This window comes from Staphylococcus sp. HL28 (genome assembly GCF_021117155.1).
Lineage (GTDB): Bacteria > Bacillota > Bacilli > Staphylococcales > Staphylococcaceae > Staphylococcus > Staphylococcus warneri.
Window position 1 is genome coordinate 1,118,980 of record NZ_CP088218.1, and the last position, 24,164, is coordinate 1,143,143.

Annotated in this window: 22 protein-coding genes; 14 read left to right on the forward strand and 8 right to left on the reverse strand. The window is 32.8% G+C overall.

Annotated features, from left to right (window positions below; all coding sequences use genetic code 11):
* The first annotated feature begins 20 nt into the window (after positions 1 to 20).
* Both nagE and LPC11_RS05515 read left to right on the forward strand, forming a co-directional pair.
* Entirely contained in the window at positions 21 to 1,499 is a 1,479-nt protein-coding gene (gene nagE / locus LPC11_RS05510) for an N-acetylglucosamine-specific PTS transporter subunit IIBC (RefSeq protein ID WP_104681471.1), read from the forward strand.
* Between the two features lie 103 nt (positions 1,500 to 1,602).
* On the forward strand, positions 1,603 to 2,727 hold the full coding sequence (locus LPC11_RS05515) for an HAD family hydrolase (protein WP_023372912.1): 1,125 nt from the start codon (positions 1,603 to 1,605) through the stop codon (positions 2,725 to 2,727).
* 74 nt (positions 2,728 to 2,801) lie between these two features.
* Here LPC11_RS05515 and serA read toward each other — a convergent pair whose 3' ends face one another.
* The 3 genes from serA to LPC11_RS05530 form a co-directional block, all read right to left on the reverse strand.
* On the reverse strand, positions 2,802 to 4,397 hold the full coding sequence (gene serA, locus LPC11_RS05520; protein ID WP_023372910.1) for a phosphoglycerate dehydrogenase: 1,596 nt from the start codon (positions 4,395 to 4,397) through the stop codon (positions 2,802 to 2,804).
* Positions 4,387 to 5,547 (reverse strand): pyridoxal-phosphate-dependent aminotransferase family protein, encoded by a 1,161-nt coding sequence (locus LPC11_RS05525; RefSeq protein ID WP_023372908.1) that lies wholly within the window; start codon positions 5,545 to 5,547, stop codon positions 4,387 to 4,389. The genes serA and LPC11_RS05525 overlap by 11 nt, the downstream gene beginning before the upstream one ends.
* A gap of 119 nt (positions 5,548 to 5,666) precedes the next feature.
* Positions 5,667 to 6,107, reverse strand: coding sequence for an SACOL1771 family peroxiredoxin (locus LPC11_RS05530; RefSeq protein ID WP_023372906.1), 441 nt, complete (start codon positions 6,105 to 6,107; stop codon positions 5,667 to 5,669).
* A gap of 77 nt (positions 6,108 to 6,184) precedes the next feature.
* Between LPC11_RS05530 and LPC11_RS05535 the strand changes: the two genes are divergently transcribed.
* Positions 6,185 to 6,922, forward strand: a complete 738-nt coding sequence (locus tag LPC11_RS05535; RefSeq protein ID WP_023372904.1) for a glycerophosphodiester phosphodiesterase — start codon at positions 6,185 to 6,187, stop codon at positions 6,920 to 6,922.
* Between the two features lie 555 nt (positions 6,923 to 7,477).
* Here LPC11_RS05535 and rpsD read toward each other — a convergent pair.
* Both rpsD and LPC11_RS05545 read right to left on the reverse strand, forming a co-directional pair.
* Positions 7,478 to 8,080, reverse strand: a complete 603-nt coding sequence (gene rpsD / locus LPC11_RS05540; protein ID WP_002467124.1) for a 30S ribosomal protein S4 — start codon at positions 8,078 to 8,080, stop codon at positions 7,478 to 7,480.
* Positions 8,081 to 8,308: 228 nt separating this feature from the next.
* Positions 8,309 to 8,773, reverse strand: a complete 465-nt coding sequence (locus LPC11_RS05545; RefSeq protein ID WP_023372902.1) for a GAF domain-containing protein — start codon at positions 8,771 to 8,773, stop codon at positions 8,309 to 8,311.
* A gap of 135 nt (positions 8,774 to 8,908) precedes the next feature.
* On the opposite strand from LPC11_RS05545, the gene ezrA reads away from it, so the two are divergent.
* From ezrA to LPC11_RS05580, 7 genes are all read left to right on the forward strand, one after another.
* Positions 8,909 to 10,603 (forward strand): septation ring formation regulator EzrA, encoded by a 1,695-nt coding sequence (ezrA, locus tag LPC11_RS05550; protein WP_002467127.1) that lies wholly within the window; start codon positions 8,909 to 8,911, stop codon positions 10,601 to 10,603.
* Positions 10,604 to 10,860: 257 nt separating this feature from the next.
* Positions 10,861 to 12,000 (forward strand): cysteine desulfurase family protein, encoded by a 1,140-nt coding sequence (locus tag LPC11_RS05555; protein WP_023372898.1) that lies wholly within the window; start codon positions 10,861 to 10,863, stop codon positions 11,998 to 12,000.
* Positions 12,000 to 13,223 (forward strand): tRNA uracil 4-sulfurtransferase ThiI, encoded by a 1,224-nt coding sequence (thiI, locus tag LPC11_RS05560; protein WP_023372896.1) that lies wholly within the window; start codon positions 12,000 to 12,002, stop codon positions 13,221 to 13,223. Before LPC11_RS05555 ends, thiI begins: the two co-directional genes overlap by 1 nt.
* A 26-nt stretch (positions 13,224 to 13,249) precedes the next feature.
* Positions 13,250 to 14,026, forward strand: a complete 777-nt coding sequence (locus tag LPC11_RS05565; RefSeq protein ID WP_023372893.1) for a sulfite exporter TauE/SafE family protein — start codon at positions 13,250 to 13,252, stop codon at positions 14,024 to 14,026.
* Positions 14,027 to 14,256: 230 nt separating this feature from the next.
* Complete coding sequence (gene tpx, locus LPC11_RS05570) at positions 14,257 to 14,751, forward strand: thiol peroxidase (RefSeq protein ID WP_002452201.1); 495 nt, start codon at positions 14,257 to 14,259, stop codon at positions 14,749 to 14,751.
* Positions 14,752 to 14,899: 148 nt separating this feature from the next.
* Positions 14,900 to 15,847 carry a class I SAM-dependent methyltransferase gene (locus tag LPC11_RS05575; RefSeq protein ID WP_041613590.1) on the forward strand — a complete coding sequence of 316 codons (948 nt, stop codon included), beginning with the start codon at positions 14,900 to 14,902 and terminating at the stop codon, positions 15,845 to 15,847.
* A gap of 87 nt (positions 15,848 to 15,934) precedes the next feature.
* Positions 15,935 to 17,173, forward strand: coding sequence for an acetate kinase (locus LPC11_RS05580; protein ID WP_023372889.1), 1,239 nt, complete (start codon positions 15,935 to 15,937; stop codon positions 17,171 to 17,173).
* A gap of 203 nt (positions 17,174 to 17,376) precedes the next feature.
* Here LPC11_RS05580 and LPC11_RS05585 read toward each other — a convergent pair whose 3' ends face one another.
* Positions 17,377 to 17,877, reverse strand: a complete 501-nt coding sequence (locus LPC11_RS05585) for a universal stress protein (protein WP_002452204.1) — start codon at positions 17,875 to 17,877, stop codon at positions 17,377 to 17,379.
* A gap of 153 nt (positions 17,878 to 18,030) precedes the next feature.
* Here LPC11_RS05585 and ald point away from each other — a divergent pair, with 153 nt between their 5' ends.
* Positions 18,031 to 19,146, forward strand: coding sequence for an alanine dehydrogenase (ald, locus tag LPC11_RS05590; RefSeq protein WP_023372887.1), 1,116 nt, complete (start codon positions 18,031 to 18,033; stop codon positions 19,144 to 19,146).
* Positions 19,147 to 19,225: 79 nt separating this feature from the next.
* Here ald and LPC11_RS05595 read toward each other — a convergent pair whose 3' ends face one another.
* The gene (locus LPC11_RS05595; protein ID WP_023372885.1) at positions 19,226 to 20,281 is read right to left on the reverse strand and encodes a M24 family metallopeptidase; all 1,056 of its coding nucleotides are present in this window, start codon (positions 20,279 to 20,281) and stop codon (positions 19,226 to 19,228) included.
* 146 nt (positions 20,282 to 20,427) lie between these two features.
* On the opposite strand from LPC11_RS05595, the gene LPC11_RS05600 reads away from it, so the two are divergent.
* Positions 20,428 to 21,117 (forward strand): metal-dependent hydrolase, encoded by a 690-nt coding sequence (locus LPC11_RS05600; RefSeq protein WP_023372884.1) that lies wholly within the window; start codon positions 20,428 to 20,430, stop codon positions 21,115 to 21,117.
* A 151-nt stretch (positions 21,118 to 21,268) separates the two neighbouring features.
* Here LPC11_RS05600 and LPC11_RS05605 read toward each other — a convergent pair whose 3' ends face one another.
* On the reverse strand, positions 21,269 to 21,682 hold the full coding sequence (locus LPC11_RS05605) for a universal stress protein (protein ID WP_023372882.1): 414 nt from the start codon (positions 21,680 to 21,682) through the stop codon (positions 21,269 to 21,271).
* Between the two features lie 203 nt (positions 21,683 to 21,885).
* On the opposite strand from LPC11_RS05605, the gene LPC11_RS05610 reads away from it, so the two are divergent.
* Both LPC11_RS05610 and LPC11_RS05615 read left to right on the forward strand, forming a co-directional pair.
* The gene (locus LPC11_RS05610; protein WP_023372880.1) at positions 21,886 to 23,184 is read left to right on the forward strand and encodes a DRTGG domain-containing protein; all 1,299 of its coding nucleotides are present in this window, start codon (positions 21,886 to 21,888) and stop codon (positions 23,182 to 23,184) included.
* 28 nt (positions 23,185 to 23,212) lie between these two features.
* The gene (locus LPC11_RS05615; protein WP_023372878.1) at positions 23,213 to 24,154 is read left to right on the forward strand and encodes a DHH family phosphoesterase; all 942 of its coding nucleotides are present in this window, start codon (positions 23,213 to 23,215) and stop codon (positions 24,152 to 24,154) included.
* The last annotated feature ends 10 nt before the right edge of the window (positions 24,155 to 24,164 follow it).

Sequence of the window (24,164 nt, forward strand, 5' to 3'; positions counted from 1 at the left end):
AAATAAAGGGGGATTGTTACATGTTTAAATTTTTTCAGAATTTAGGTCGTTCACTCATGTTACCAGTTGCTGTATTACCAGCTGCGGCTATTATTGTTGGTATTGGTAACGCACTAAATGCTTTACATGCCTTACCTCAAGTGGCTCAATTCTTTGTTGCAGTAGGTACTACTATTCTTGAGCAACTAGGTATATTATTTGCTATAGGTGTTGCAATAGGTATGGCTAAGAAGAATGATGGCGCAGTCGCATTAGCTGCAGCATTAGGATTCTTCGTAGTAACCAAAGTGTTATCACCAGATAAATTAGCACCAATATTGCATGTTAAGCCATCTTCATTAGGTGAAGCATTTGATAAGATGGATAACGGCAATGTATTTGTAGGTATCATTATTGGCCTTGTTGCAGCGTATACTTATAATCGATTTAGTGAGACAGAATTACCATTAGCATTATCATTTTTTAGTGGTAAACGTCTAGTACCTATACTAACCGCATTTTTCTGTACATTTATAGCAGTTATTTTATTATTTGTATGGCCAGTTGTTTATAATGCTATTGTGACATTTGGTACTTGGATTGTAGGTATGGGACCATTTGGTGCATTTATTTATGGTGTTGCCAACCGTTTATTAATTCCAACGGGTTTACATCATGCATTAAACACAGTATTTTGGTTTGATACAATTGGAATCAATGATATTGGTAAGTTCCAAACAGGTAAAGATGCTGTACATGGTATTACTGGTCGTTATCAAGCAGGGTTCTTCCCAATTATGATGTTTGGTATGCCTGCTGCAGCACTAGCTATGTATCATACAGCTAAAACATCTCAACAAAAGCAAGTATATGGTTGGTTCTTAGGAAGTGCGATTGCTGCCTTCTTCGTAGGCGTTACAGAACCAATTGAATTTGCATTTATGTTTGTTGCACCTATATTATATGTTATTCATGCATTGTTAACTGGATTATCATTATTTATTGCTGCTACTTTCCACTGGACAGCAGGCTTTTCATTTAGTGCAGGACTCATTGATTATATCCTATCTCTAATTAATCCTGTAGCCAATCATCCTTTAATGTTATTAGTTCAGGGTGTTGTATTCTTCATTTTATATTATGTCATCTTTAGATTTGTAATACAGGTCTTTAATTTAAATACAATTGGACGAGGTGACAATGAATTAGTCGATCCAACTGATGAGGATGCTATTGAAAAAGAAAATGCTGATACTAAACAAAGTAGTGGAAGTAAATATAGTAAATCAGCGGCACAAATTCTTGATGGTTTGGGTGGCGCTCAAAATATTACAACTTTGACAAATTGTGCGACAAGACTCAGATTAGAGCTTGAAGACAATGCTATCATCGATGAACAAAAAATTAAAAACGCAGGTGCTGTAGGAGTGACGAAGAGTGGTAAACATTCTACTCAAGTCATCATTGGTACTCATGTGCAACAAGTTGCAGACGAAATAGAAAAACAAATGGAATCATAATATTTTTTAATAAAGTAGGGCAAATTCAAAAGATGAATTTGCTCTATTTATTTTCAACATGTATATTATATAGTATCAGAATTTTCTGAAAGGGAGTTTGTAGATGAAATCAGTATTGTTTGATGTGGATGGTGTGTTTTTAAGTGAAGAACGTTGCTTTGATGTATCAGCTTTAACAGTCTATGAGTTACTTATGGATCAAATGTATTTAGGTTTAAAACCTGATATAGATTTAAGTCTACTTGAAAATGCAGATATTGCTCGAATTAGATCGAATATATTTGTCAGCGATGAAGTTTTAAAAAAGTTGAAGTCGCTTGGTTTAAACTCAAATTGGGATATGCTATATATTGTATTTAGTTTACATTTTATTCAAATATTAAAAGAATTATCATATCACGAAGTTGAAAAGATACTTCAGCGTCAACAGGTTAGTGGTAATCTATTGCAACAAATAGGCCAATCGATAAAGTTCGATGGCCAGATTGATTACCAATTGCCACTTAAATTTTTAGAACATGTGGAGAGCGGGAAGTCTAATATTTTCAGTCGTTTACAAGATTATGCGAGAAAGGAATTAAATACTAATAAAGTTTCATTCTTTGATGTTAAAAGTCCACTTTGGCATTTAACACAATCTATATACCAAGAATGGTATTTAGGCTCAGCATTGTTTAAAGATGTTGAAGGTTTTGAACCATACAAAGAAAATAAAAGTGGTTTTATTCATCAAGAAATTTTATTACGTCCTATTAAAGAAATTCAACATCTATTAAATGATTTGAAAGATAGTGGCTATCAAATTGCAATTGCTACAGGTAGACCAAGAACGGAAACAGTCGTGCCATTTGAATCACTGAATTTACTATCATATTTTGACGAAATGAATATTGTAACAGCAAGTGAAGTATTAAAAGCCGAAACTATGTTTCCTGAATACAAACCTTTAGGGAAGCCGAATCCATTCAGTTATATAGCAACGTTAAATGGAAATAAGGAAGAGGATTACTTCAAATATATAACGGATCAAAATAAGATAGTTAAAAAAGGAGAAGTATTTATTGTAGGTGATTCACTTGCAGATTTATTAAGTGCGAAGAAAATTGGCGCTACATTTATAGGTACATTAACTGGATTAAAAGGTGAACATGCCAAGACAGAATTAGAAAATAACGATGCCGATTATATTGTTAAGCATGTTGGAAATATAAGAGACATATTATTATAATAATAAAGCTACAGAATATATAAGAGATGGATGATGGATTGATATCACTCATATATTTTGTAGCTTTCATGATGTTACAGTGTTAATTTAGTGCTTATAATCTTATTAAATGGAATCGCATTGTTAAGTTCAGTAACTAGCGTTTGTGAGGCTGGTTGGTCAATAGATAATATCATTAGTGCCTGGCCGCCTTCATTCGTTCTACCTAATGTCATTGAACCAATATTAATACCTTTATCTCCTAATAAATTGCCTGTTTTACCAACTATGCCTGGTTGGTCATTGTGACAAGTAACAATTTGATATTGATTAGGTTTGAAATCCAATGAAAAATTATTGATTCTAACAATTCTAGGGCCAAAACCTGATAAAACCGTACCACCGATTTTAATTGTGTCTTTATCATTTGATAATGACAATTCTATATAGTTACTAAAACCTGATTCGTTTTTATTTTTTTCAATATGATAGGTTACATCTTGCTGATTTAATAAAGCTAAAGCATTGATAATATTGACTTCATCTGCAAAATCTTCTTTCAAAATATGCGTTACTATAGTTCTTGAGATGAGACTTGTATCTATTTTTGCTACATCTCCACCGTAAGTAATCGTTACTTCACTAGGCGCTCCTTCTAAGAGTTGAATACCAAATTCCCCAATTGTAGTGGCTAATGATAAGTAGTCTTTAACGTTTTGGTCAACCTCACTCATGTCCATTTTAGGGGCGTTGACCGCATGTTCAACTGTACCTTTTGTTAAAATATCAATAATTTCATTTGAAACAGAGACAGCTACTTTTTCTTGCGCTTCAACAGTAGATGCACCTAAGTGCGGTGTCACTATAATTTTATCATGTTTAATTAATGGTGAATCTGTAGGCGGCTCATGCTCAAATACATCTATGGCAGCTCTTGAAATTTGAGATTGATCTAAAGCATTGATAAGTGCACCTTCATCAATAATGCCACCACGTGCAACATTAATAATTTGTAAATTAGGTTTAGCATGATTAAAGAAGTTTTCGCCAACAATACCTTTTGTTTTAGGGGTTAATGGCGTATGAACGGTTACAAAATCTGACTTTGAGGCAATCTCTTCTACAGTAGCTAGTTGAATATCTAATGATTTGGCCTTATCTTCTGTTAAATAGGGGTCGAAGGCTAATATTTGCATTCCAAAACTTTGTGCACGTTTTGCGACGCCTAACCCAATACGACCAGCACCTATAATACCTAATGTTTTCTTATATAATTCTGTACCACGGAATGTTTTTCTATCCCATTTTCCAGATTTAAGAGATTGATGTGCTTGTGGTATATTACGAGCCATAGCCAAAATCATTGCAATGGAGTGTTCAGTTGCTGAGATAGTATTGCCATCAGGTGCATTGATGACAAGAATGCCTTTTAATGTTGCAGCCTCTATATTAATATTATCGACACCGACACCTGCTCTAGCAATTACCTTTAAATTTGATGCAGCTGTAATGAGTTGATCTGTGACTTGCGTTTGGCTTCTCACTATTAATCCATCATATTGCGGGATTATTTTAATTAATGTTTCATCAGTTAAATCAGTATAAATATCGACGTCAAAATCAGGATGTTCTAATAAGCTTTTAATACCTTCATCTGAAATTGGATCAGAAACTAAAATTTTATGACTCATGCTGAATTACCTCCATAAATTTTGTTACACCTTTACCAATATAATTTACGTTTCTATATTCAGTAAGAATAAGTTCTAATGCAGAAACAACGGATAGAATATCGAATGGTGAGACTTTTCCCATATGCCCAATTCTAAGTATTTCACCTTTAAGGTGTCCTTGACCACCAGCAATAGTAATATTAAATCTAGATTTAAGTTGATTTTTAATCAATGCCAATTCATCTTTGGAATTTGGAATAAATGCTGTAACAGTGGGGGAAGCTACATCATCTTTAACTAATAATTTTAGGTCAAGTGCTTTAAGTGCAACACGTAGTGCGTCACGAATCATATAATGACGCTGAATGACATGGTTCAAACCTTCATGTTTTACTAAATCGACGTAAGCATTTACCCCTCTAAATAACGATACATTAGGTGTAAAAGGCGTAGAGTGTTTCGTCGATGCATCTACATATTTGTTTAAATCAAGATAAAATCTTGGTGTAGTCACTTCCTTAAATCTTGATTTTGCTCTGTTGTTATAAGCGACAAAAGCTAAACCTGGTGGTAACATTATTGCTTTTTGACTACCTGACACCAAAACGTCGATATGGTCTTTGACCAAGTCGACATCAACAGCACCAATACAACTCACGCCATCGACTACAAAATAGATCTCTGAATCATAAGATTTAATTGTCAGTCCAAGTTCATGAACAGGGTGTAATACACCAGTTGAAGTTTCACAAAATTGTGTGAAAATAGCAGTGACTTTGACATTTAAACTTTTAAGAAAATCTAAGAAAGAATTAGTGTCAACGGATTCGCCCCAAGTAACATCATAGATATGGACATTTTTATAATATGTTTCAGCTATTTGTTTGAAACGATTACCAAAAGCGCCTGAAACAATAATGACAATATGATCATCAGGGTTAGCAATGTTTAACATACTTGCTTCTAATACACTTGTGCCACTCGATGTTAATATTAAGACATCATTTTGAGCACCGAATATTGGTTTTAAGCCACTGTATGCATCTTCAGCAATGGTTTCAAAATCTGAAGAACGATGACCTACCATAGGTAATTGAATTTGAGACATAATTTCATCTGGAACTGGGGTTGGTCCAGGTGTAAGTAAAAGGGGTTGATAATAATGCATAAGTCATTCCTCCAAGTGTAATATTCAACCATTTTAACAAATATTCAGAAAATTTAAAAGGTGAAATCAATAGCTATCAGAGTTTAAAAATCATTACCTTATTTCTGATAGCTAGAAAGTTATTTTATAGTGGGTTCAATGGTGACGATAACATTGTTTTTTATTGAGTTAGAAATCATGCAATTATTATCAGCAATTTTCAATAATTTTGGTAATCGCTTTTCTAAATTGTCTTTATCATTGTCTGCTACTTTGATTTCTGGATAATGTGTGATGGATGTCATTTTGAATTTTGCATTTTCAAATATAGCATTGCCGATAGATTGCTGTGTAATAGAAATGTCTTTATAGCCGGCTCTTTCAAGTGTCGCTGCTAAGGAAATAATATAGCAGGATGATGCTGCACTAACTAACAGTTCATCAGGATTGGTACCTATACCAGTACCTTCTAACGATGATGGAATAGATATTTGTTCATTAATTACATCACCAATTACTTCTCCTACTTCATTTCTACCGCCTTGCCAAGTGGTTTGAACTTTAAAGTCATGTTGAACCATTTAGATTGACCTCCTGTGTCATTATGGTAATTTAAGTTTAGAACATTATTAAACAGATTAAAAGAAAGGTGACTTTCATGTCGAATGAACGTTCAAATCAATCATATCAGTTAATTGCTCATCGTGGATTACCCCAAGACTATCCTGAGAATACATTAATAGGGTACCAACACGCGTTAGCATTACCTATTGATATGTTAGAAATTGACTTGCATTATACTAAGGATAAACAATTAGTTGTCATTCATGATGACACGATTGATCGTACATCTAATGGAAAAGGTAAAATTAAAGATTATACATTAGAAGAATTAAAAAATTTTGATTTTGGTTCTTATCATGAGAAACATTCAGAAGACGAACAAATACCGACATTCGATGAGGTATTAGATTTACATTCTAAAAGTTCTAAAAAGTTGCTGATTGAAATTAAAAAGCCAAGCCAATATCCAGGAATTGAAAAAATGATTGTAGATAAACTTAAAGATGCTCACGTTCCATCGTCTAAAGTTATATTACAATCTTTTGATTTTGAAAGTATAAATAAATTAGCACATATGAATGTTCCGTATGAACTTGGTGTTTTAATTAGTAAGAAAAAATATTGGTATAAATCACCTGATTTTAAAGCAATTGCAGAAATTGCTAACTATATTAATCCTAATTACTCCATTGTTAATAAACATTTTATGGAAAAAGCACATGCTGAGCATTTAAAAGTGATGCCATATACTGTTAATGATTCTAAAGAAGCAAAGAAACTCTTAGATTTACATGTTGATGGCATAATTACTGATATACCTGATCGGTTATAAGGAAAAGTCAATATGCAGAGAGGGGAGAGGGACAGAAATAATAAAGAACCACTAATCATTTATGATGTAGTGGTTCTTACGCATTAGCCACAGCTAATGTGTACTTTAAAATGGGAATACATGAGTGAAACTCATGCATAAGAAATACTAATTTCTGAAGAAAAAGTATTTCTTTATCGTTGTCCATCCCCAACTTGCATTGTCTGTAGATTTTCTTTTCGAAATTCTCTATGTTTGGGGCCCATCCCCCTGGCAAGCTTAGCTAGAAATGAAAAAGCTTGGAACATAAGACCGTCTTTGTAATTGATTACTTAGACGGTCTTATGCATAAATTTTAGTTCATGTATACCTCTAAAGCTTAATTTGAACACATGAGTCAATACGCATGTGTAAGTTATTCTAATTTCTATAAGAAAAAGAATGACTTTACAGTCAACTACTGTCTAAACATAAATGTAACTTGAAGTATATATATCTATGTCCTAGCTTGTAATTATTTATGGGAATAAAAAAACACCCAATCTCCAAAGAGAAAGGGTGAAGAATATAAACATATTATCTTGAGTAGTACTCAACGATTAATTGTTCATTGATTTCAGCTGGTAACTCGCTACGTTCAGGGAAACGAACGAAAGTTCCTTTTAAGCTGTCTGCATCAAAGTTTAAATATTCAGGAACAAAGTTGTTGATTTCAACAGATTCAGTAATGATATTTAATTTTTGAGATTTTTCACGAACAGCGATTTCTTGACCAGGTTTTAATGAATATGATGGGATGTCTACACGACGGCCATCAACTTCGATGTGACCATGGTTAACTAATTGACGTGCTTGACGACGAGTACGTGCTAAACCTAATGAGTAAACTACTGCGTCTAAACGACTAGCAAGTAAGATCATGAAGTTTTCACCATGTACACCGTATTGTTTAGCAGCGATGTCAAATGTGTTACGGAATTGACGTTCTGTCATTCCATATAAGTAACGTAATTTTTGTTTTTCACGTAATTGTAAACCATATTCTGATAATTTTTTACGTTGGTTTGGACCATGTTGTCCTGGTGCGTAAGGACGTTTTTCTAATTCTTTACCTGTACCGCTTAATGAAATACCTAAGCGACGAGATTTTTTCCAGTTTGAACCTCTGAATCGAGCCATAATAAGACTCCTCCTTTTTCTTTTTTGTTGTTATGAATAAACAAAAAAGAGTGTTATATGCTTATTAAGATATGTTGTTTTATGTGTCTTCACCTTATAGCGACAGTTACACGGCACGTCCGCATTGGGAACAACATAGAGCTCAATAATATACAACTGCTATTTTCGTTAATTCACACAAACTTCATTGTAACAGTTTATGCGTAAGAGTCAATACTTTTAATTAAACTATTTAATTTGGTTTTCTATGATTGAAACCACTTTTTCTAATTCTATACGGTCTTCTTCATTAAATCTGCTTTTTATTGGCGCATCAATATCTAAAACACCTATAATTTCATTGTCCTTATGTATTGGAATGACAATTTCAGAATTACTATTTGCATCGCAGGCAATGTGTCCAGGAAATTGGTGGACATCTTTAACAACTTGTGTTTCATTATTAGAGACTGCTGTACCACAAACACCTTTTCCAATTTGGATATGTACACAAGCGGGGTGACCTTGGAAAGGACCTAAGATCAGTTCGTTATTTTCAATTAAGTAAAAACCAACCCAATTAACTTGGTCTAAGTGATCATTGATAAGTGCAGATGTATTACTCAATATCGCTATTAAATTTGATTCATCCTCTATTAAGCTAATGAGTTGTTTTTGTAGTAAGTCATAATTTGTGTTTTTGATGTCTGACATAATGTCTCCCCTTAACCATTTTTTTATTTAAGTATAAGGTGTTTAAAATATTCTAGCAATAAATACATTTTCTGATTTAATGAGAAGGCAAATTACGTTATAATATAGAGTGATAACATAGGAGGAGAAGTATATATGGTGTTATATATCATTTTAGCAATAATAGTTATTATATTGATTGCTGTGGGTATCATGTTTTATTTGCGATCGAATAAACGACAGCTCGTTGAAAAAGCTGAAGAACGTAAATTAGATATTGAAAAGTTACCTTTTGATCAAAATATTAAAAAATTATCTAGTTTAAACCTAAAAGGTGAAACTAAAACGAAGTACGATGCAATGAAGAAAGACAACTTAGAAAATACTAATCAATACTTAGCTCCTGTTGAGGAAAAAATTCACAATGCTGAAGAACTTTTAGATAAGTTTAACTTTTCAGGTGCTCAAGCAGAAATTGATGATGCGCATGAGTTAATGGATCAATATGAAGCAAGTTACAATAATCAAGTTTCACAAGTTGATGAAATAGTTGCATTACATAAAGATAACGAATCATTATATGAAAAATGTAAAGTAGATCATCGTGAAATGAAACGAGATATTTTAGCTAATCGTCACCAATACGGTGAAGCTGCTGGTCCATTAGAATCTGAAATTGAGAACTTTGAACCAAAGTTATCTCAATATGAAGTTTTAAAAGCAGACGGTAATTATGTTCAAGCACATAACCATATTTCAGCGTTACATGAAGAAATGCAACAATTAAAAGAATATATGGAAGAAATACCTGAATTAATTCGTGAAGCACAAAAAGAACTTCCTGGTCAATTCCAAGATTTAAAATATGGTTGCAGAGATTTAAAAGTTGAAGGTTATGATTTAGATCATGTTAAAGTGGATGGTACTGTTCAAAGCCTTAAAACAGAATTGAGTTTCGTAGAACCAATGATTAGTAGATTGGAATTAAATGAAGCGAACGATAAACTTGAATATATCAATGATAAGTTAGATGAAATGTATGACTTAATCGAACATGAAGTTAAGGCAAAGAATGAAGTTGAAGAAACTAAAGATGTTATCACTGATGACTTATTCAAAGCCAAAGATATGAATTATACATTAAAAACAGAAATTGAATATGTTCGTGAGAATTACTATATTAATGAATCAGATGTTCAAAGCGTAAGACAGTTTGAAAATGAAATTCAAAATCTTATCTCAGTATATGATGAAATTCTTAAAGAAATGTCTAAGTCCGCTGTTAGATACAGTGAAGTACAAGATAATTTACAATATTTAGAAGATCATGTAAGCGTAATTAATGAAAAGCAAGATAAATTACAAAATCATTTAATCCAATTACGTGAAGACGAAGCAGAAGCTGAAGATAACTTACTGCGCGTACAATCTAAAAAAGAAGAGGTTTATCGACGCTTATTGGCTTCTAACTTAACAAGTGTCCCAGAACGATTCATTATCATGAAGAATGAAATCGATTATGAAGTCCGTGAAGTTGATGAACAATTTAGTCAAAGACCAATTCACGTCAAACAATTAAAAGATAAAGTAGCTAAAATCGTCATTCAAATGAATACATTTGAAGATGAGGCGAACGATGTATTAATTAACGCAGTTTATGCTGAAAAATTAATTCAATATGGTAACAGATACCGTAAAGATCACCAAAGTGTTGATAAAAGCTTAAATGAAGCAGAACGTTTATTTAAAAACAATCGTTATAAGCGTTCTATTGAAATTTCAGAACAAGCACTTGAAAGTGTAGAACCGGGTATTACGAAACATATTGAAGAGCAAGTAATTAAATCATAACGATTTGAATTGATATCAAGACATGGTTTCCATTTTATTGGAAGTCATGTCTTTTATTTTTACAAAAAAATAGTATAATGCATGAGTATGCTTATTTAGAAAAGCTTTTAAATAGTTAAATAGTGATAAAACATAGTTAAACTGAACAAATAATTCCTCATTGCATTCTTAAGTATGTAAACAAACGATATTAAGAATAATTGGAAACAGTATATAGAATTAGCAAAGTAAAAAATGTAGAAAGTGAAGTGTTATCAGTGATTTATTTAGATAATGCAGCGACAACTAAAGTAGATCCAAGTGTTTTGAATTCTTTTGTAAAGGTAAATGAAACACTTTATTATAATCCTAATAGTCCTCATCAAGCTGGCTTACAAGCAGAAAGATTATTGCAACAAGCGAAAGAACAAATTAATCAAGCACTTAGATTAAAAAACGCTTATGATATTATTTTTACAAGTGGTGCTACAGAATCTAATAATATGGCGCTAAAAGGAATAGCCTATCGCAAAAAAGATACAGCCAATGAAATCATTACATCAGTATTAGAACATCCTTCAGTATTAGAAGTAGTAAGATATTTAGCTGAAAAAGAAGGTTTCGTATTAAAATATGTCAATGTTAAATCAAATGGTCAGATAGATATTGAACATTTGAAGTCCATCATGAATGAACGTGTAGGACTTGTAACATGTATGTATGTCAATAATATTATGGGTCAAATACAACCAATACAACAAATTGTCGATGTGCTAAAAGATTACCCTAAAGTGCATTTTCACGTAGATGCAGTTCAAGCTTTAGGTAAAATACCATTAGATTTAGAAGGTATTGATAGTTTAAGTTTAAGTGGTCATAAATTTAATGGTTTAAAAGGACAAGGACTTTTAATCACTAGAACAGCGCATAATATCGAACCCATTATACATGGTGGAGGACAAGAATTTGGTGTGCGCAGTGGTACAGTTAATTTACCTATGGCAGTATCTATGGTAAAAGCTATTAATAATGCAGTGAAACAGACGGATGAATTGCATCAAAAGTTGTCGTCTTATCAACAACAAATTAGAGAAATGGTTCAATCTTACCCTGGTGTTAAAATAAACTCACCTGAAGATGCTGCTCCACAAATCATCAATTTAGGATTTCCTGGTGTCAAAGGCGAAGTGTTAGTCAATGCATTCTCTAAACAAGATATTATGGTATCTACTACGAGCGCGTGCTCTTCAAAAAGAGGTAAACTTAATGAAGTATTACTTGCAATGGGTATTTCAGAACGACAAATTGAAGGAAGCATTAGAATATCAATGGGTCAAATGACTACACAAAAAGATATCGATAGCTTTAAAGATAAATTTGAAATGATATATGAAGAAGTGAAGGAGTTGTTGAAGTAATGAAATATGACCACTTAATAGTTAGATATGGTGAGTTAACACTTAAAGGTTCAAACCGTAAAAAATTTGTGAACCAATTAAAAACCAATGTGACACGAGCTTTAAAGCCTTTAGAAGGATTCCATATTAAAGGTAAAAGAGATCGTATGTACATTGAGTTATTCGAAGAAGCGGACATTGATGAAATCATTCATCGATTATCCAAAGTCTATGGTATCAAATCAATAAGTCCAGTATTGAAAACAGAAAAGAATGATCAAGCCATGGCTGATGTCGCTGTGCAATTAGCGCAATCATTTGATAATGGTTCAACATTTAAGATCGATGTTAAGCGATCAGATAAGTCTTATCCTAAGGATACTTATGAGCTACAACGAGAAATCGGTGGAGCGGTATTAAAAAATGTGGAAGGCTTAACCGTAGATGTGAGACAACCACAACATGAAATTCGTGTAGAAGTGCGTCTAGATGCAATCTATATATATGTGGAAGTCATTCAAGGATCTGGAGGTCTACCAGTAGGTACAGGCGGCAAGACCCTATTAATGTTATCTGGCGGTATAGATTCACCAGTTGCAGGTATGGAAGTAATGAAACGCGGCGTGACGATTGAAGCGATACATTTCCATAGTCCTCCATTTACGAGTGAAAAAGCTAAAGAGAAGGTAATAGAATTAACACGTATTATGTCTGAACGTGTTGGTCCAATTAAATTGCACATTGTGCCTTTTACAGATTTACAAAAACAAATCAATAAGTCAGTTCATCCAAGATATACGATGACATCAACTCGTCGATTAATGATGAGAGTCGCTGATCAATTGGTTCATAAAATTGGAGCTTTAGGTATCGTCAACGGTGAAAACCTTGGACAAGTAGCAAGTCAAACACTAAATAGTATGTATGCGATTAATCATGTTACATCAACACCAGTGTTACGTCCTTTATTAACACTTGATAAGGAAGATATTGTAAAGAAAGCTAAAGAAATTGGTACATTTGAAGTTTCTATTCAACCTTATGAAGATTGTTGTACTATTTTCACACCTAAAAACCCAGTAACAGAACCAGACTTCGATAAAGTTGTAGAATACGAAAGTGTATTTAACTTTGATAGTATGGTAGATGATGCAGTTGAAAATATAGAAACAATTGTAGTAGATAAAAATTATAAATCTGAAAAAGATAAATCAACAGATGCTTTAATGGAAGATTTATTCTAATAAATAATTGCAAAAGGGGTCATGACATGGATTGGGATATATATGTCATATTGATTATTGTTTTGTTTGGATTTTTAGCATCATTTATAGATTCAGTCGTTGGTGGTGGAGGATTAATTTCTACTCCAGCACTACTAGCAATAGGTCTCCCACCTGCTGTTGCATTAGGAACAAATAAATTAGCAAGTTCATTTGGAACACTGACTAGTACCATTAAGTTTATTAGATCAGGTAATGTTGATTTAAAAATAGTGTCAAAATTGTTTCCATTTGTCCTAATAGCATCTTCAGGTGGTGCTTATTTAGCAACGATATTACCGGCACACCTTTTAAAACCATTAATTATTGTAGCGTTGTCATTAGTATTTATTTATACGCTAGTAAAAAAGGATTGGGGTTCAATACGAACGTTCACTACCTTTACACCAATGAAAGCCGTGATGTTTTTCACAGCATATCTTATTATCGGTTTCTATGATGGATTTATAGGCGGTGGTACAGGGTCATTTATGTTATTTGTATTACTCATGTTTGGTTTTGATTTTTTAAGTGCAGCAGGCAATGCTAAAGTGCTTAATTTTGCATCAAATGTAGGGGCTTTAATATTATTTATGATATTAGGACAAGTTGATTATTTTTATGGACTAATTATGGCAGTCAGCATGATTATTGGTTCATACGTTGGTGCACAATTCGCTATAAGCAAAGGTGTAGGGTATGTTAAATTGCTATTTATAACCGTCACTGCAGTATTGATATTGAAAAATGCATATGACTACTTATTAGCTATTTTCACAAATTAATATAATTAAAATAAAAGCAAATCTTTAATGAGGTTGATGTACTTAGAGGCTAGAACAATCAATTCATAAAAAGGTTTGCTTTTTTATTAACAATCCGTAAGTTATTAGTCAAAAAACATTGATCAATTTATACAATAAATTTTTAAGATATAAAAGTTTAAAATTGAATTTGGTCATATTGTTGTCGTATGATATTAATGGATGAAAAATATAAATAGGAGGTCAAATTTATGACTGAAATTACATTTAAAAATAACCCGGTAACATTATCAGGCCAACAAGTGAATGAGGGAGATGTTGCTCCAAATTTCACAGTACTAGATAACGATTTAAATCAAAAATCTTTAGATGACTATGCTAATAAGAAAAAATTGATTAGTGTTGTTCCATCAATTGATACTGGTGTATGTGATCAACAAACACGTAAGTTTAATGAGGAAGCATCACAAGAAGATGGTGTTGTATTAACAATTTCAGTTGACCTACCATTTGCACAAAAAAGATGGTGTGCATCTAATGGCTTAGATAATGTAGTGACATTAAGTGATCATAGAGATTTATCATTTGGTGAAAATTTTGGTGTAGTAATGGAAGGAATGCGATTATTAGCGCGCTCCGTTTTCGTGTTAGATCAAGATAACAAAGTGGTATATAAAGAAATTGTAAGTGAAGGTACAAACTTCCCAGATTTCGAAAAAGCTTTAGAAGCATATAAAAATTTATAAATTGAGATTTATTACTATTTGTCTAAAGGTGGATTCATTTAGATAATAGTGTGAGAAATAAGCATCCATTGTTTTTTACAAGTGATAATATGACATCAACTGATTTCACTATGAAAGCGATGGATGCTTTTTATAGAGAGGGATTTAAATGGCAGAAGAAAATACGATTATGGAAAGATTATTCCATCACTTAGATGAAAAAGCGAAAACTTTAAATCAAGAAAATGGACAAAGTTTTATAGAAAATCTAGGACTAGCAATGGAAGATATCTATACTAATCAAAGAGAAATGTTAGAACAAGCTACACTTCAAGATAGAAGAAAAGCATTCCAATTTGCATATTTAAGTTTAATGCAAGAGGAAAATATACAGGCTAATCATCAAATCACACCAGATTCAATCGGTTTAATTTTAGGTTTCTTAGTACAACGATTTACACATGATAAAGATGAATTGCATGTAGTTGATATAGCAAGTGGTGCAGGCCATTTAAGTGCCGCTGTTAAAGAAGTATTAACTGATACAACAATTATGCATCATCTTATTGAAGTGGATCCAGTGCTTTCAAGAGTGAGTGTCCACCTTGCAAATTATCTGGAAATACCTTTCGATGTATATCCACAAGATGCAATTATGCCACTACCATTAGAAGAAGCAGATATTGTCATCGGTGATTTGCCAATTGGCTATTATCCAGTAGATGAACGTAGTAAGGAAATGAAATTAGGTTTCGAAGAGGGGCATAGTTACTCCCACTACTTACTTATTGAACAAGCTGTTAATGCATTAAAAGGGGCAGGATATGCATTTTTAGTAGTTCCAAGTGAGTTATTCTCAGGAGAACATGTGAAACAGTTAGAAAAATTCATTACTACAGAAACTGAAATGCAAGCATTTTTAAATTTACCATCTACGTTATTTAAAAATGAAAAAGCACGTAAATCTATACTTATATTACAGAAGAAAAAAGCAGAAGTAACAAAACCTGTTGAAGTATTCTTAGCGAATATACCTGATTTTAAAAATCCACAACAATTTCAAGGTTTTATTACTGAATTAAATCAATGGATGGACACAAATCATACAAAAAAATAATCTGTAACAGTATAGAATTAAAACTGTATTAATGATAAAATAAAATGTGAAAAATATAACTAAACAAATGATGGAGGACAAAATCTTATGTCAAAATTAATTTTGGCGATTAATGCTGGTAGTTCATCTTTGAAATTCCAGCTTATTAGAATGCCTGAAGAAAAAACAGTAACAAAAGGCGTAGTAGAAAGAATCGGTATGGACGATTCTATTTTTACAATTCTTGTTGAAGGGGAAAAATTAACTGAAGTCAGAGATATTAAAGATCATGAAGAAGCAGTTAACTTGATGTTAGAGAAATTTAAAGAACATCATATTATCGAAGATATCAATGAGATACAAGGTACAGGTCACCGAGTAGTACACGGTGGTGAAACATTCCCTAAATCAGTAGTTGTGACTGATGAAGTTGAACAGCAGATTGAGGCACTAAGTGAACTAGCACCATTGCATAACCCTGCCAACTTAATGGGTATTAGAGCATTTAGAAAGTTATTACCTGATATCCCACACGTTGCTGTTTTTGATACATCTTTCCACCAAACTATGCCTGAACAAGCATATTTATATAGTTTACCATATCGTTATTATGAAGATTATGGTATCCGTAAATATGGATTCCATGGTACTAGTCATAAATATGTATCACGACGTGCTGCAGAAATATTAGGCAAACCAATTGAAGATTTACGTATTATTTCGTGTCATATTGGTAATGGTGCTTCAATCGCTGCTATTGATGGCGGAGAATCAATCGATACATCAATGGGATTCACTCCATTAGCAGGTGTTACTATGGGTACACGTTCGGGTAATTTAGATCCAGCTTTAATTCCATATATTATGGAAAAAACTGGTAAAAATGCTGATGAAGTACTTAATATCTTAAATAAAGAATCTGGTTTATTAGGTATTACTGGAACTTCAAGTGACTTACGTGATTTAACTGAAGAAGCAAAACATGGTCGCCATAGAGCACGTGTAGCACTTGATTTATTTGCTTCTAAAATTCATAAATACATCGGTTCGTATGCGGCAAGAATGCACGGTGTAGATGTCATTGTATTTACAGCAGGAATAGGTGAAAACTCTCATATTATTCGTGGTAAAGTATTAGAAGGCTTAGAATTTATGGGCGTTTATTGGGATCCTAAGAAAAATGAAAATCTCCATGGTGAAGAAGGAGATATTAACTATCCACATTCACCTGTTAAAGTACTTGTAGTACCTACAGATGAAGAAGTAATGATATCTAGAGATGTTATTAAATATGGTGGTTTAGAAACTGAAGAAACATCTTCAGAAGAAAATGTTGAATCAAAATAAGTATTGTGGAAAAGGAGCGACGTTGTCGTTCCTTTTTTAGTTTGAATAGATAATCTGATTTCGTATAGTGTAAAAACAGTTAATTTAAATTAGTTATTACGAAATATAGTAGCAAACTTAAATAGCATATAAAAAAGCCAGTAAATGAGTTCATTTACTGGCGCAATAATGATGATTCATTCAATCACTATTTTTATTATCAATTAATTTGAATATCTTTCACGTAATTGTGGTGTAGCAACTTGAGGTTGGAAATCATTTGGCATTTCTTCTGTTCTTACTACTAGTACGTCACATGGCGCGTGTCTAACGATGGCTTCAGAAACAGAGCCAACGATAAAACGCTCAACAGCATTAAGACCTGAAGTACCACTCATAATTAAGTCTGCACCAACTTCAGGTGCGATTTTTTTAGGGATAATTGCTTTTGGTGAACCAAATTCTAAACGCGTTTCAACGTTTGTAACACCAGCATTTGTAGCAACTTCTTTATAACCGTTTAATAATTCTTCAGAGAAGTGTTTTGATTTTTCAGTAAATTGAGCATCATATACCTCATAAGAAGAATAAGTTCTTGAATCAATGACATTCACGATTGTTAATTTGGCATCATTACGTTTTGCTACGCCAACTGCTTTATTAAATGCCCATTCTGCTTCGTGTGAACCGTCGACTGCGATTAAAATATTTTTGTAAGTAATCATCGTAAGTACCCCTTTCGTCTTTTCTTACTTATATATTACCACATTTTTCAGAAAATATTACTCTAAAAATTAACATTTTTGTGTATTTTTGTAGGCGCTTTCATTTGTATTTTAGTAGGTTTTCGCGTTACTATAATAGAGGAGGTGTGTGGAATGAAAATAGGTATTCCTAAAGAGATAAAAAACAATGAAAACAGAGTAAGTCTATCACCAAGCGGTGTACATGCCTTGGTTGAACAAGGACACACTGTTTTAGTTGAAACTAATGCTGGAATGGGCTCATACTTTGAAGATATAGATTATAAAGAAGCAGGAGCAGACATTGTTTCAGAAGCATCACAAGTTTGGGATGTTGATATGGTTGTTAAAGTTAAAGAACCATTAGAAGAAGAATATCAATATTTCAAAGAAGGTTTAATTCTATTCACTTATTTACATTTAGCAAATGAAGAAAAACTAACACAAGCACTTGTAGATAACAAAGTGATTGGTATTGCATATGAAACTGTGCAATTACCGGATCGATCATTACCATTGTTAAGTCCGATGAGTGAAGTAGCTGGTAGAATGGCAACACAAATCGGTGCTGAATTTTTACAAAAATTTAATGGTGGAATGGGTATCTTACTTGGTGGAGTACCAGGTGTGCCTAAAGGTAAAGTCACAATTATAGGCGGCGGTCAAGCAGGTACAAATGCAGCTAAAATTGCATTAGGTTTAGGTGCCGATGTAACTGTATTAGACGTCAATCCTAAACGTTTACAAGAGTTAGATGATCTATTTAATGGTAGAGTGCATACCATTATGTCAAACCCATTAAATATTGAAATGTATGTAAAAGATAGTGATTTAGTAATCGGAGCAGTATTAATTCCTGGCGCTAAAGCACCAAATCTTGTAACAGAAGATATGATTAAACAAATGAAAAATGGTTCTGTGATTGTAGATATCGCAATTGACCAAGGTGGCATTTTTGAAACAACAGATAAAATTTCAACACATGATGATCCAACATACATCAAACATGGCGTTGTTCATTATGCAGTTGCTAATATGCCTGGCGCAGTACCACGTACATCTACATTAGCATTAAATAACGCTACATTACCTTTTGCTCAAATTTTAGCAAACAAAGGCTATAGAGAGGCATTTAAATCAAACCATGCTTTATCTTTAGGTTTAAATACGTACAAAGGTCATGTAACACATCAAGGTGTTGCAGAAGCATTCAATATGAAATACACATCTGTTGAAGATGCATTAAAATAAGCCAAAATCTTCAAAATATAAATAACGCCCTCAAATGAATCTTACTCATTTGAGGGCGTTAATAATGTTAAAGATAGAATTATTTTTCATAATGCGTTAAGATTTCACAACCACTATCTGTAACTAAGATATCATCTTCAATACGAACACCAGCAACACCTGGAACGTAGATGCCTGGTTCAATGGTAATGACCATTCCCGCTTCTAAAACATTATCGTTTGTGCTAGAAACATCTTGGTATTCATGTTCTTCTAGACCTAAACCATGACCAAGACGATGAGGGAAGTAGTTGCCATAGCCTGCTTGATCAATAATATCTCTCGCTATTTTATCTATTTCTTTTAATTTAACACCTGGACGAATAGCATCAATTGCTGATTTTTCAGCATCAAGAACAATATTATATATATCTAAAGCTTCTTTGCTAGGTGTACCAAATTGAATTGTTCTAGTCATGTCACTACAATAGTGGTTATAGATGACACCTAAATCAAAGAGAACTAGCTCATTATTTTGTAATTTACGATTACCAGGAACACCATGTGGTGAAGCAGCGTGATCTCCAAATAATACCATAGTGTCAAAGCTCATTTCATTCACACCATATTTCTTAATTTCATTTTCAATATGATTTACAACTTCACGTTCACTGATTCCTTCTTTTAAATAGTTCACACCGATTTCAATACATTTATCTGCTAAATGAGCAGCATGTTTAATTTTTTCAATTTCATCAATTGACTTGATATTTCTTAAGTTTTTAATCGTTTGGTCGATATCACCATATTGTTCAACATGAAATGCTTGTGTTATTTCACGTTGGCGTTTAACTGTTAAATGCTCACTTTCGATAAGCATATGTCGAAATGATTGTTGATATAATTCGAAAGGATTTTCAGTGTCTAAATAACCTATAATTTGACCGTCAAAAGGAGACGCTTTAACTTCTTCAACTTCCATTTTAGGGCAGAATAAAACTGTTTCACCACTAGCTTGAATTAATAATGCAAATAATCTTTCGTGTGGTTCGCTACGATAGCCAGTAAAGTAATATATGTTTAAGGGTGTAGTAATCCAAGCAGCATCAACATTTTCTTTTTGTAGATAATTAATAATTTCATTGATTTTTGTCATGAAGTTTTTCCTCCTTTATATGATTAACTTAATTTTATGCTAAAAAACAACATATTTCAAAGTTTGAATCATTCCATTACTTCCGTGTTATAAAATGTAGTTGCTAGGGTATAATATCCATATAAACGATTAGGAGGGCTAAGATAATGAAACTTTCATTTCATGGTCAATCAACCATTTATTTTGAAGGAAACGGTAAAAAAGTCATTGTAGATCCATTTATTTCAGGAAATGATAAATGTGATTTAGATGAACAAAGATTAGATGTAGATTATATTATTTTAACTCATGGTCATGAGGACCACTTTGGCGATGTAGTAGAACTAGCCAATAGAAATCACGCTACAGTAATCGGTAGTGCAGAAATTGCTGGATATTTAAGCACTTATCATGGTGTAGAAAACGTTAGAGGTATGAACATTGGTGGTAAAGCTGAATTAGATTTCGGTAGTGTTAAATACGTACAAGGTTTCCATAGTTCAAGTTATACACATGAAAATGGTATTCCTGTATATTTAGGTATGCCAATGGGTGTGGTAATTGAAGCAGAAGGTAAAACAATTTATCATACAGGAGATACAGGTTTATTTAGCGATATGGAATTAATAGCTAAACGACATCCTGTAGATGTATGTTTTATCCCAATTGGTGATAATTTCACAATGGGCATAGATGATGCAGCTTATGCTATAAATGAATTCATCAAGCCTAGTATTTCAGTACCAGTTCATTACAATACTTTCCCATTAATTGAACAAGATCCAGAGCAATTTAAAGATGCAGTTAAAGTAGGGGAAGTTCAAATATTAGAGCCAGGACAAGAGGTTCAATTCTAGTCAATCTTGTTGGAGCGGGACGGAAATAAATTTTAGTTAAATGTTATTTCCGGTCTCGCTCTTATTTTTCAGCAAATAAAAAAACACTAATTATCCATTAAAGACGTGTAAGTCTTTATAGATAACTAGTGTAAATGAGTTAAGAAAGAGGTTATTTTACGATAAGCACAGGGATAGTTGCTCGTTTAGCAACTTTGTGACTTACGCTACCAAGAACGAATTTTTTCTTTTCTTCAGCTTTGCGGTTACTTAAAACTACGATTTCGTATTTACCGCTATTCGCATGTTTGAGTAATTCTTCTTTAGCATTACCGCGAACGATAATTTGATCGTAATCAATACCATAGCTTTCTAAAATGTTACGTGTTTTTTCTAAACGTTTACCACGTTCTTCGGTAATTTTGTCTAAATGAACACCAGCTTTGATAGACGCTTGAGCATCTTGTTCATTTATGGCATTTAAAATAGTGACTACCGCGTCATCTGCAGCAAGTTTAGATACTTCTTCTAAAGCTTTTTCATTTTTTAATTGAGTGTCTACACCTAGTAAAATCTTTTTATACATAAGTCCACCCCTCCTCACTTCCATTCTAATAAAAAAAGATGGATATTTCCATTTAAATTAAAAGGTTTTTTAATAAAATTATCATTTTACAAAAGTTGTAAATTTAATATAAGGCTTTTCATTATTTAGGAGTGTGCGTCAATGATTTTTTTTCATTAAAAAGTTATAATAGGCATAACATTGTTCTAAGAAGAGGTAACGTAATGACTAAACATGAACAAATTTTAAAACATATTGAATCATTAGCAATTGGTTCAAAAATTTCAGTTAGAAAAATCGCCAAAGATTTAGCTGTTTCTGAAGGTACAGCTTATAGAGCAATTAAGGATGCGGGGCAGCTTGGATTAGTTACAACCATTGATAGAGTGGGAACCGTTAGGATTGAAAAACGAAATCGAGATGAAATAGATAATTTAACATTTAATGAAATTGCCAATATTGTTGAAGGCCAAATTATTGCCGGAAAGAATGGCGTCAATAAAACAGTATCAAACTTTGCCATTGGTGCTATGGAATTAAGTGATATCTTAAGATATATTGGACCACAAACTTTATTAATTATAGGAAATAGAAGAAATGTACAACTCGAAGTATTGAAACGTGGTACAGCCATTTTAATTACAGGTGGGTTTCAACCGACAAAAGAAGTCATTCAGTATGCTGATGATCATGACTTACCAGTATTGTCATCTAGCTATGATACGTTCTTAGTTGCAAATATCATTAACCGTGCCATGTTCAATCAAAAAATCCGCAAAGAAATTTTAGTTGTAGAAGATATTGTCAAACCAATAAACGAACTTTCTGTATTATTAAACACGATGACTTTGGATGATTATAAACAAATCGCGAATGAAACGGGTCATACACGTTTTCCTGTTGTGAATAAAGATTACAAGTTAGTAGGTATAGTAACCAGTAGAGAAATTATTAATATGAACGACAATGATATGATTGAAGATGTTATGACTAAACATCCAATTAGTGTTAAATTGTCAAACACTGTCGCAAGTTGTGCACATTTATTAATTTGGGAAGGTATTGAACTACTACCAGTTACCGATAATAATAAAAAAGCAGTCGGTGTTATCAATAGACAAGATGTATTGAAATCTATGCAATTACTAGGGAGACAACCACAAATTGGTGAAACGATTAATGATCAAATTGCCAAACATATAACTATTAATCATGATGGTATTCAAACTGATGTATCTCCATTATTAACGAATCATTATGGTACTTTAAGTAAAGCAGTATTTGTAGGAATCATTGAAGAAACTTTACGCCATGAGATGAGAAAATATAAAAAGGGTAATGTGATGATAGAAAGCTTAAATATCATTTACTTGAAAACAGTGCCGATTGAAACGGGTATTGATGTTAAATATGAAATGCTCGATGTAGGGAGATACTTTGCGAAATTAGAAGTGACGATGTACTGTCAGAATGAAAAAGTAGCGATTGCATCAGTTATATGTCAAATGTTTGAGGGATACTAATTAAAGAAAAACTAGAGGAGTTAATAAAATGGAAACACTAATGAACGATATAATGAAAGAGATTGAATCAAATGAAACAATAATTATTCATCGACATGTAAGACCAGACCCAGATGCATATGGGTCACAATTAGGATTGAAATACTATTTACAACTTAAATTTCCTGATAAACATATATATGCAGTGGGGGATGAAGAAGCGTCTCTTAATTTTATAGGGACACTTGACCACGTTGAAGACAATGTTTATAAAGAAGCACTTGTAATTGTATGTGATACTGCGAATGCGCCGCGTGTGGATGACCAAAGGTTCACTTTAGGAAAGAAAGTATTGAAGATTGACCATCACCCAGCAGTAGATCAATACGGTGACATTAATTTAGTTAATACAGATGCTTCATCTACCAGTGAGATCATTTATGATATGATTTCACATTTCAATGATGAAAGTATCATTAATGAAGATGTCGCACGTGTACTATATTTAGGTATTGTAGGAGATACTGGCCGCTTCTTATTCGGTAATACAACACAACATACAATGGAAATTGCAGGAAAATTACTTGGTTTCCCATTTAATCATAATGCTGAGCTCAATAAAATGTCCGAAAAGGACCCTCGATTAATGCCATTTCAAGGTTATGTATTACAAAATTTCGAATTGCATAATGATGGTTACTGCCAAGTCAAAATTACTAAAGACGTATTAGAGCAATACAAAATTAAAGCAAATGAAGCGTCTCAATTTGTAAATACGGTAGCAGATATTCAAGGACTTAAAATCTGGATGTTTGGTGTAGACGAAGGGGATCAAATTCGTTGCCGTTTACGATCTAAAGGGCAATATATCATTAATGATATAGCAAATGATTTTGGTGGTGGCGGTCATCCTAATGCATCAGGTGTCTCAGTATATAGTTGGGAAGAATTTGATTCATTAGCACAAGCTTTACGTCAAAAACTTCAATAAATAAAAGACA

Bases quoted from the DNA above. Each gene is read 5' to 3' on its own strand.
- nagE (WP_104681471.1), top strand. From the start codon at position 21: ATGTTTAAATTTTTTCAGAATTTAGGTCGTTCACTCATGTTACCAGTT.
- LPC11_RS05515 (WP_023372912.1), top strand. From the start codon at position 1,603: ATGAAATCAGTATTGTTTGATGTGGATGGTGTGTTTTTAAGTGAAGAA.
- serA (WP_023372910.1), bottom strand. From the start codon at position 4,397: ATGAGTCATAAAATTTTAGTTTCTGATCCAATTTCAGATGAAGGTATT.
- LPC11_RS05525 (WP_023372908.1), bottom strand. From the start codon at position 5,547: ATGCATTATTATCAACCCCTTTTACTTACACCTGGACCAACCCCAGTT.
- LPC11_RS05530 (WP_023372906.1), bottom strand. From the start codon at position 6,107: ATGGTTCAACATGACTTTAAAGTTCAAACCACTTGGCAAGGCGGTAGA.
- LPC11_RS05535 (WP_023372904.1), top strand. From the start codon at position 6,185: ATGTCGAATGAACGTTCAAATCAATCATATCAGTTAATTGCTCATCGT.
- rpsD (WP_002467124.1), bottom strand. From the start codon at position 8,080: ATGGCTCGATTCAGAGGTTCAAACTGGAAAAAATCTCGTCGCTTAGGT.
- LPC11_RS05545 (WP_023372902.1), bottom strand. From the start codon at position 8,773: ATGTCAGACATCAAAAACACAAATTATGACTTACTACAAAAACAACTC.
- ezrA (WP_002467127.1), top strand. From the start codon at position 8,909: ATGGTGTTATATATCATTTTAGCAATAATAGTTATTATATTGATTGCT.
- thiI (WP_023372896.1), top strand. From the start codon at position 12,000: ATGAAATATGACCACTTAATAGTTAGATATGGTGAGTTAACACTTAAA.
- LPC11_RS05565 (WP_023372893.1), top strand. From the start codon at position 13,250: ATGGATTGGGATATATATGTCATATTGATTATTGTTTTGTTTGGATTT.
- tpx (WP_002452201.1), top strand. From the start codon at position 14,257: ATGACTGAAATTACATTTAAAAATAACCCGGTAACATTATCAGGCCAA.
- LPC11_RS05575 (WP_041613590.1), top strand. From the start codon at position 14,900: ATGGCAGAAGAAAATACGATTATGGAAAGATTATTCCATCACTTAGAT.
- LPC11_RS05580 (WP_023372889.1), top strand. From the start codon at position 15,935: ATGTCAAAATTAATTTTGGCGATTAATGCTGGTAGTTCATCTTTGAAA.
- LPC11_RS05585 (WP_002452204.1), bottom strand. From the start codon at position 17,877: ATGATTACTTACAAAAATATTTTAATCGCAGTCGACGGTTCACACGAA.
- ald (WP_023372887.1), top strand. From the start codon at position 18,031: ATGAAAATAGGTATTCCTAAAGAGATAAAAAACAATGAAAACAGAGTA.
- LPC11_RS05595 (WP_023372885.1), bottom strand. From the start codon at position 20,281: ATGACAAAAATCAATGAAATTATTAATTATCTACAAAAAGAAAATGTT.
- LPC11_RS05600 (WP_023372884.1), top strand. From the start codon at position 20,428: ATGAAACTTTCATTTCATGGTCAATCAACCATTTATTTTGAAGGAAAC.
- LPC11_RS05605 (WP_023372882.1), bottom strand. From the start codon at position 21,682: ATGTATAAAAAGATTTTACTAGGTGTAGACACTCAATTAAAAAATGAA.
- LPC11_RS05610 (WP_023372880.1), top strand. From the start codon at position 21,886: ATGACTAAACATGAACAAATTTTAAAACATATTGAATCATTAGCAATT.
- LPC11_RS05615 (WP_023372878.1), top strand. From the start codon at position 23,213: ATGGAAACACTAATGAACGATATAATGAAAGAGATTGAATCAAATGAA.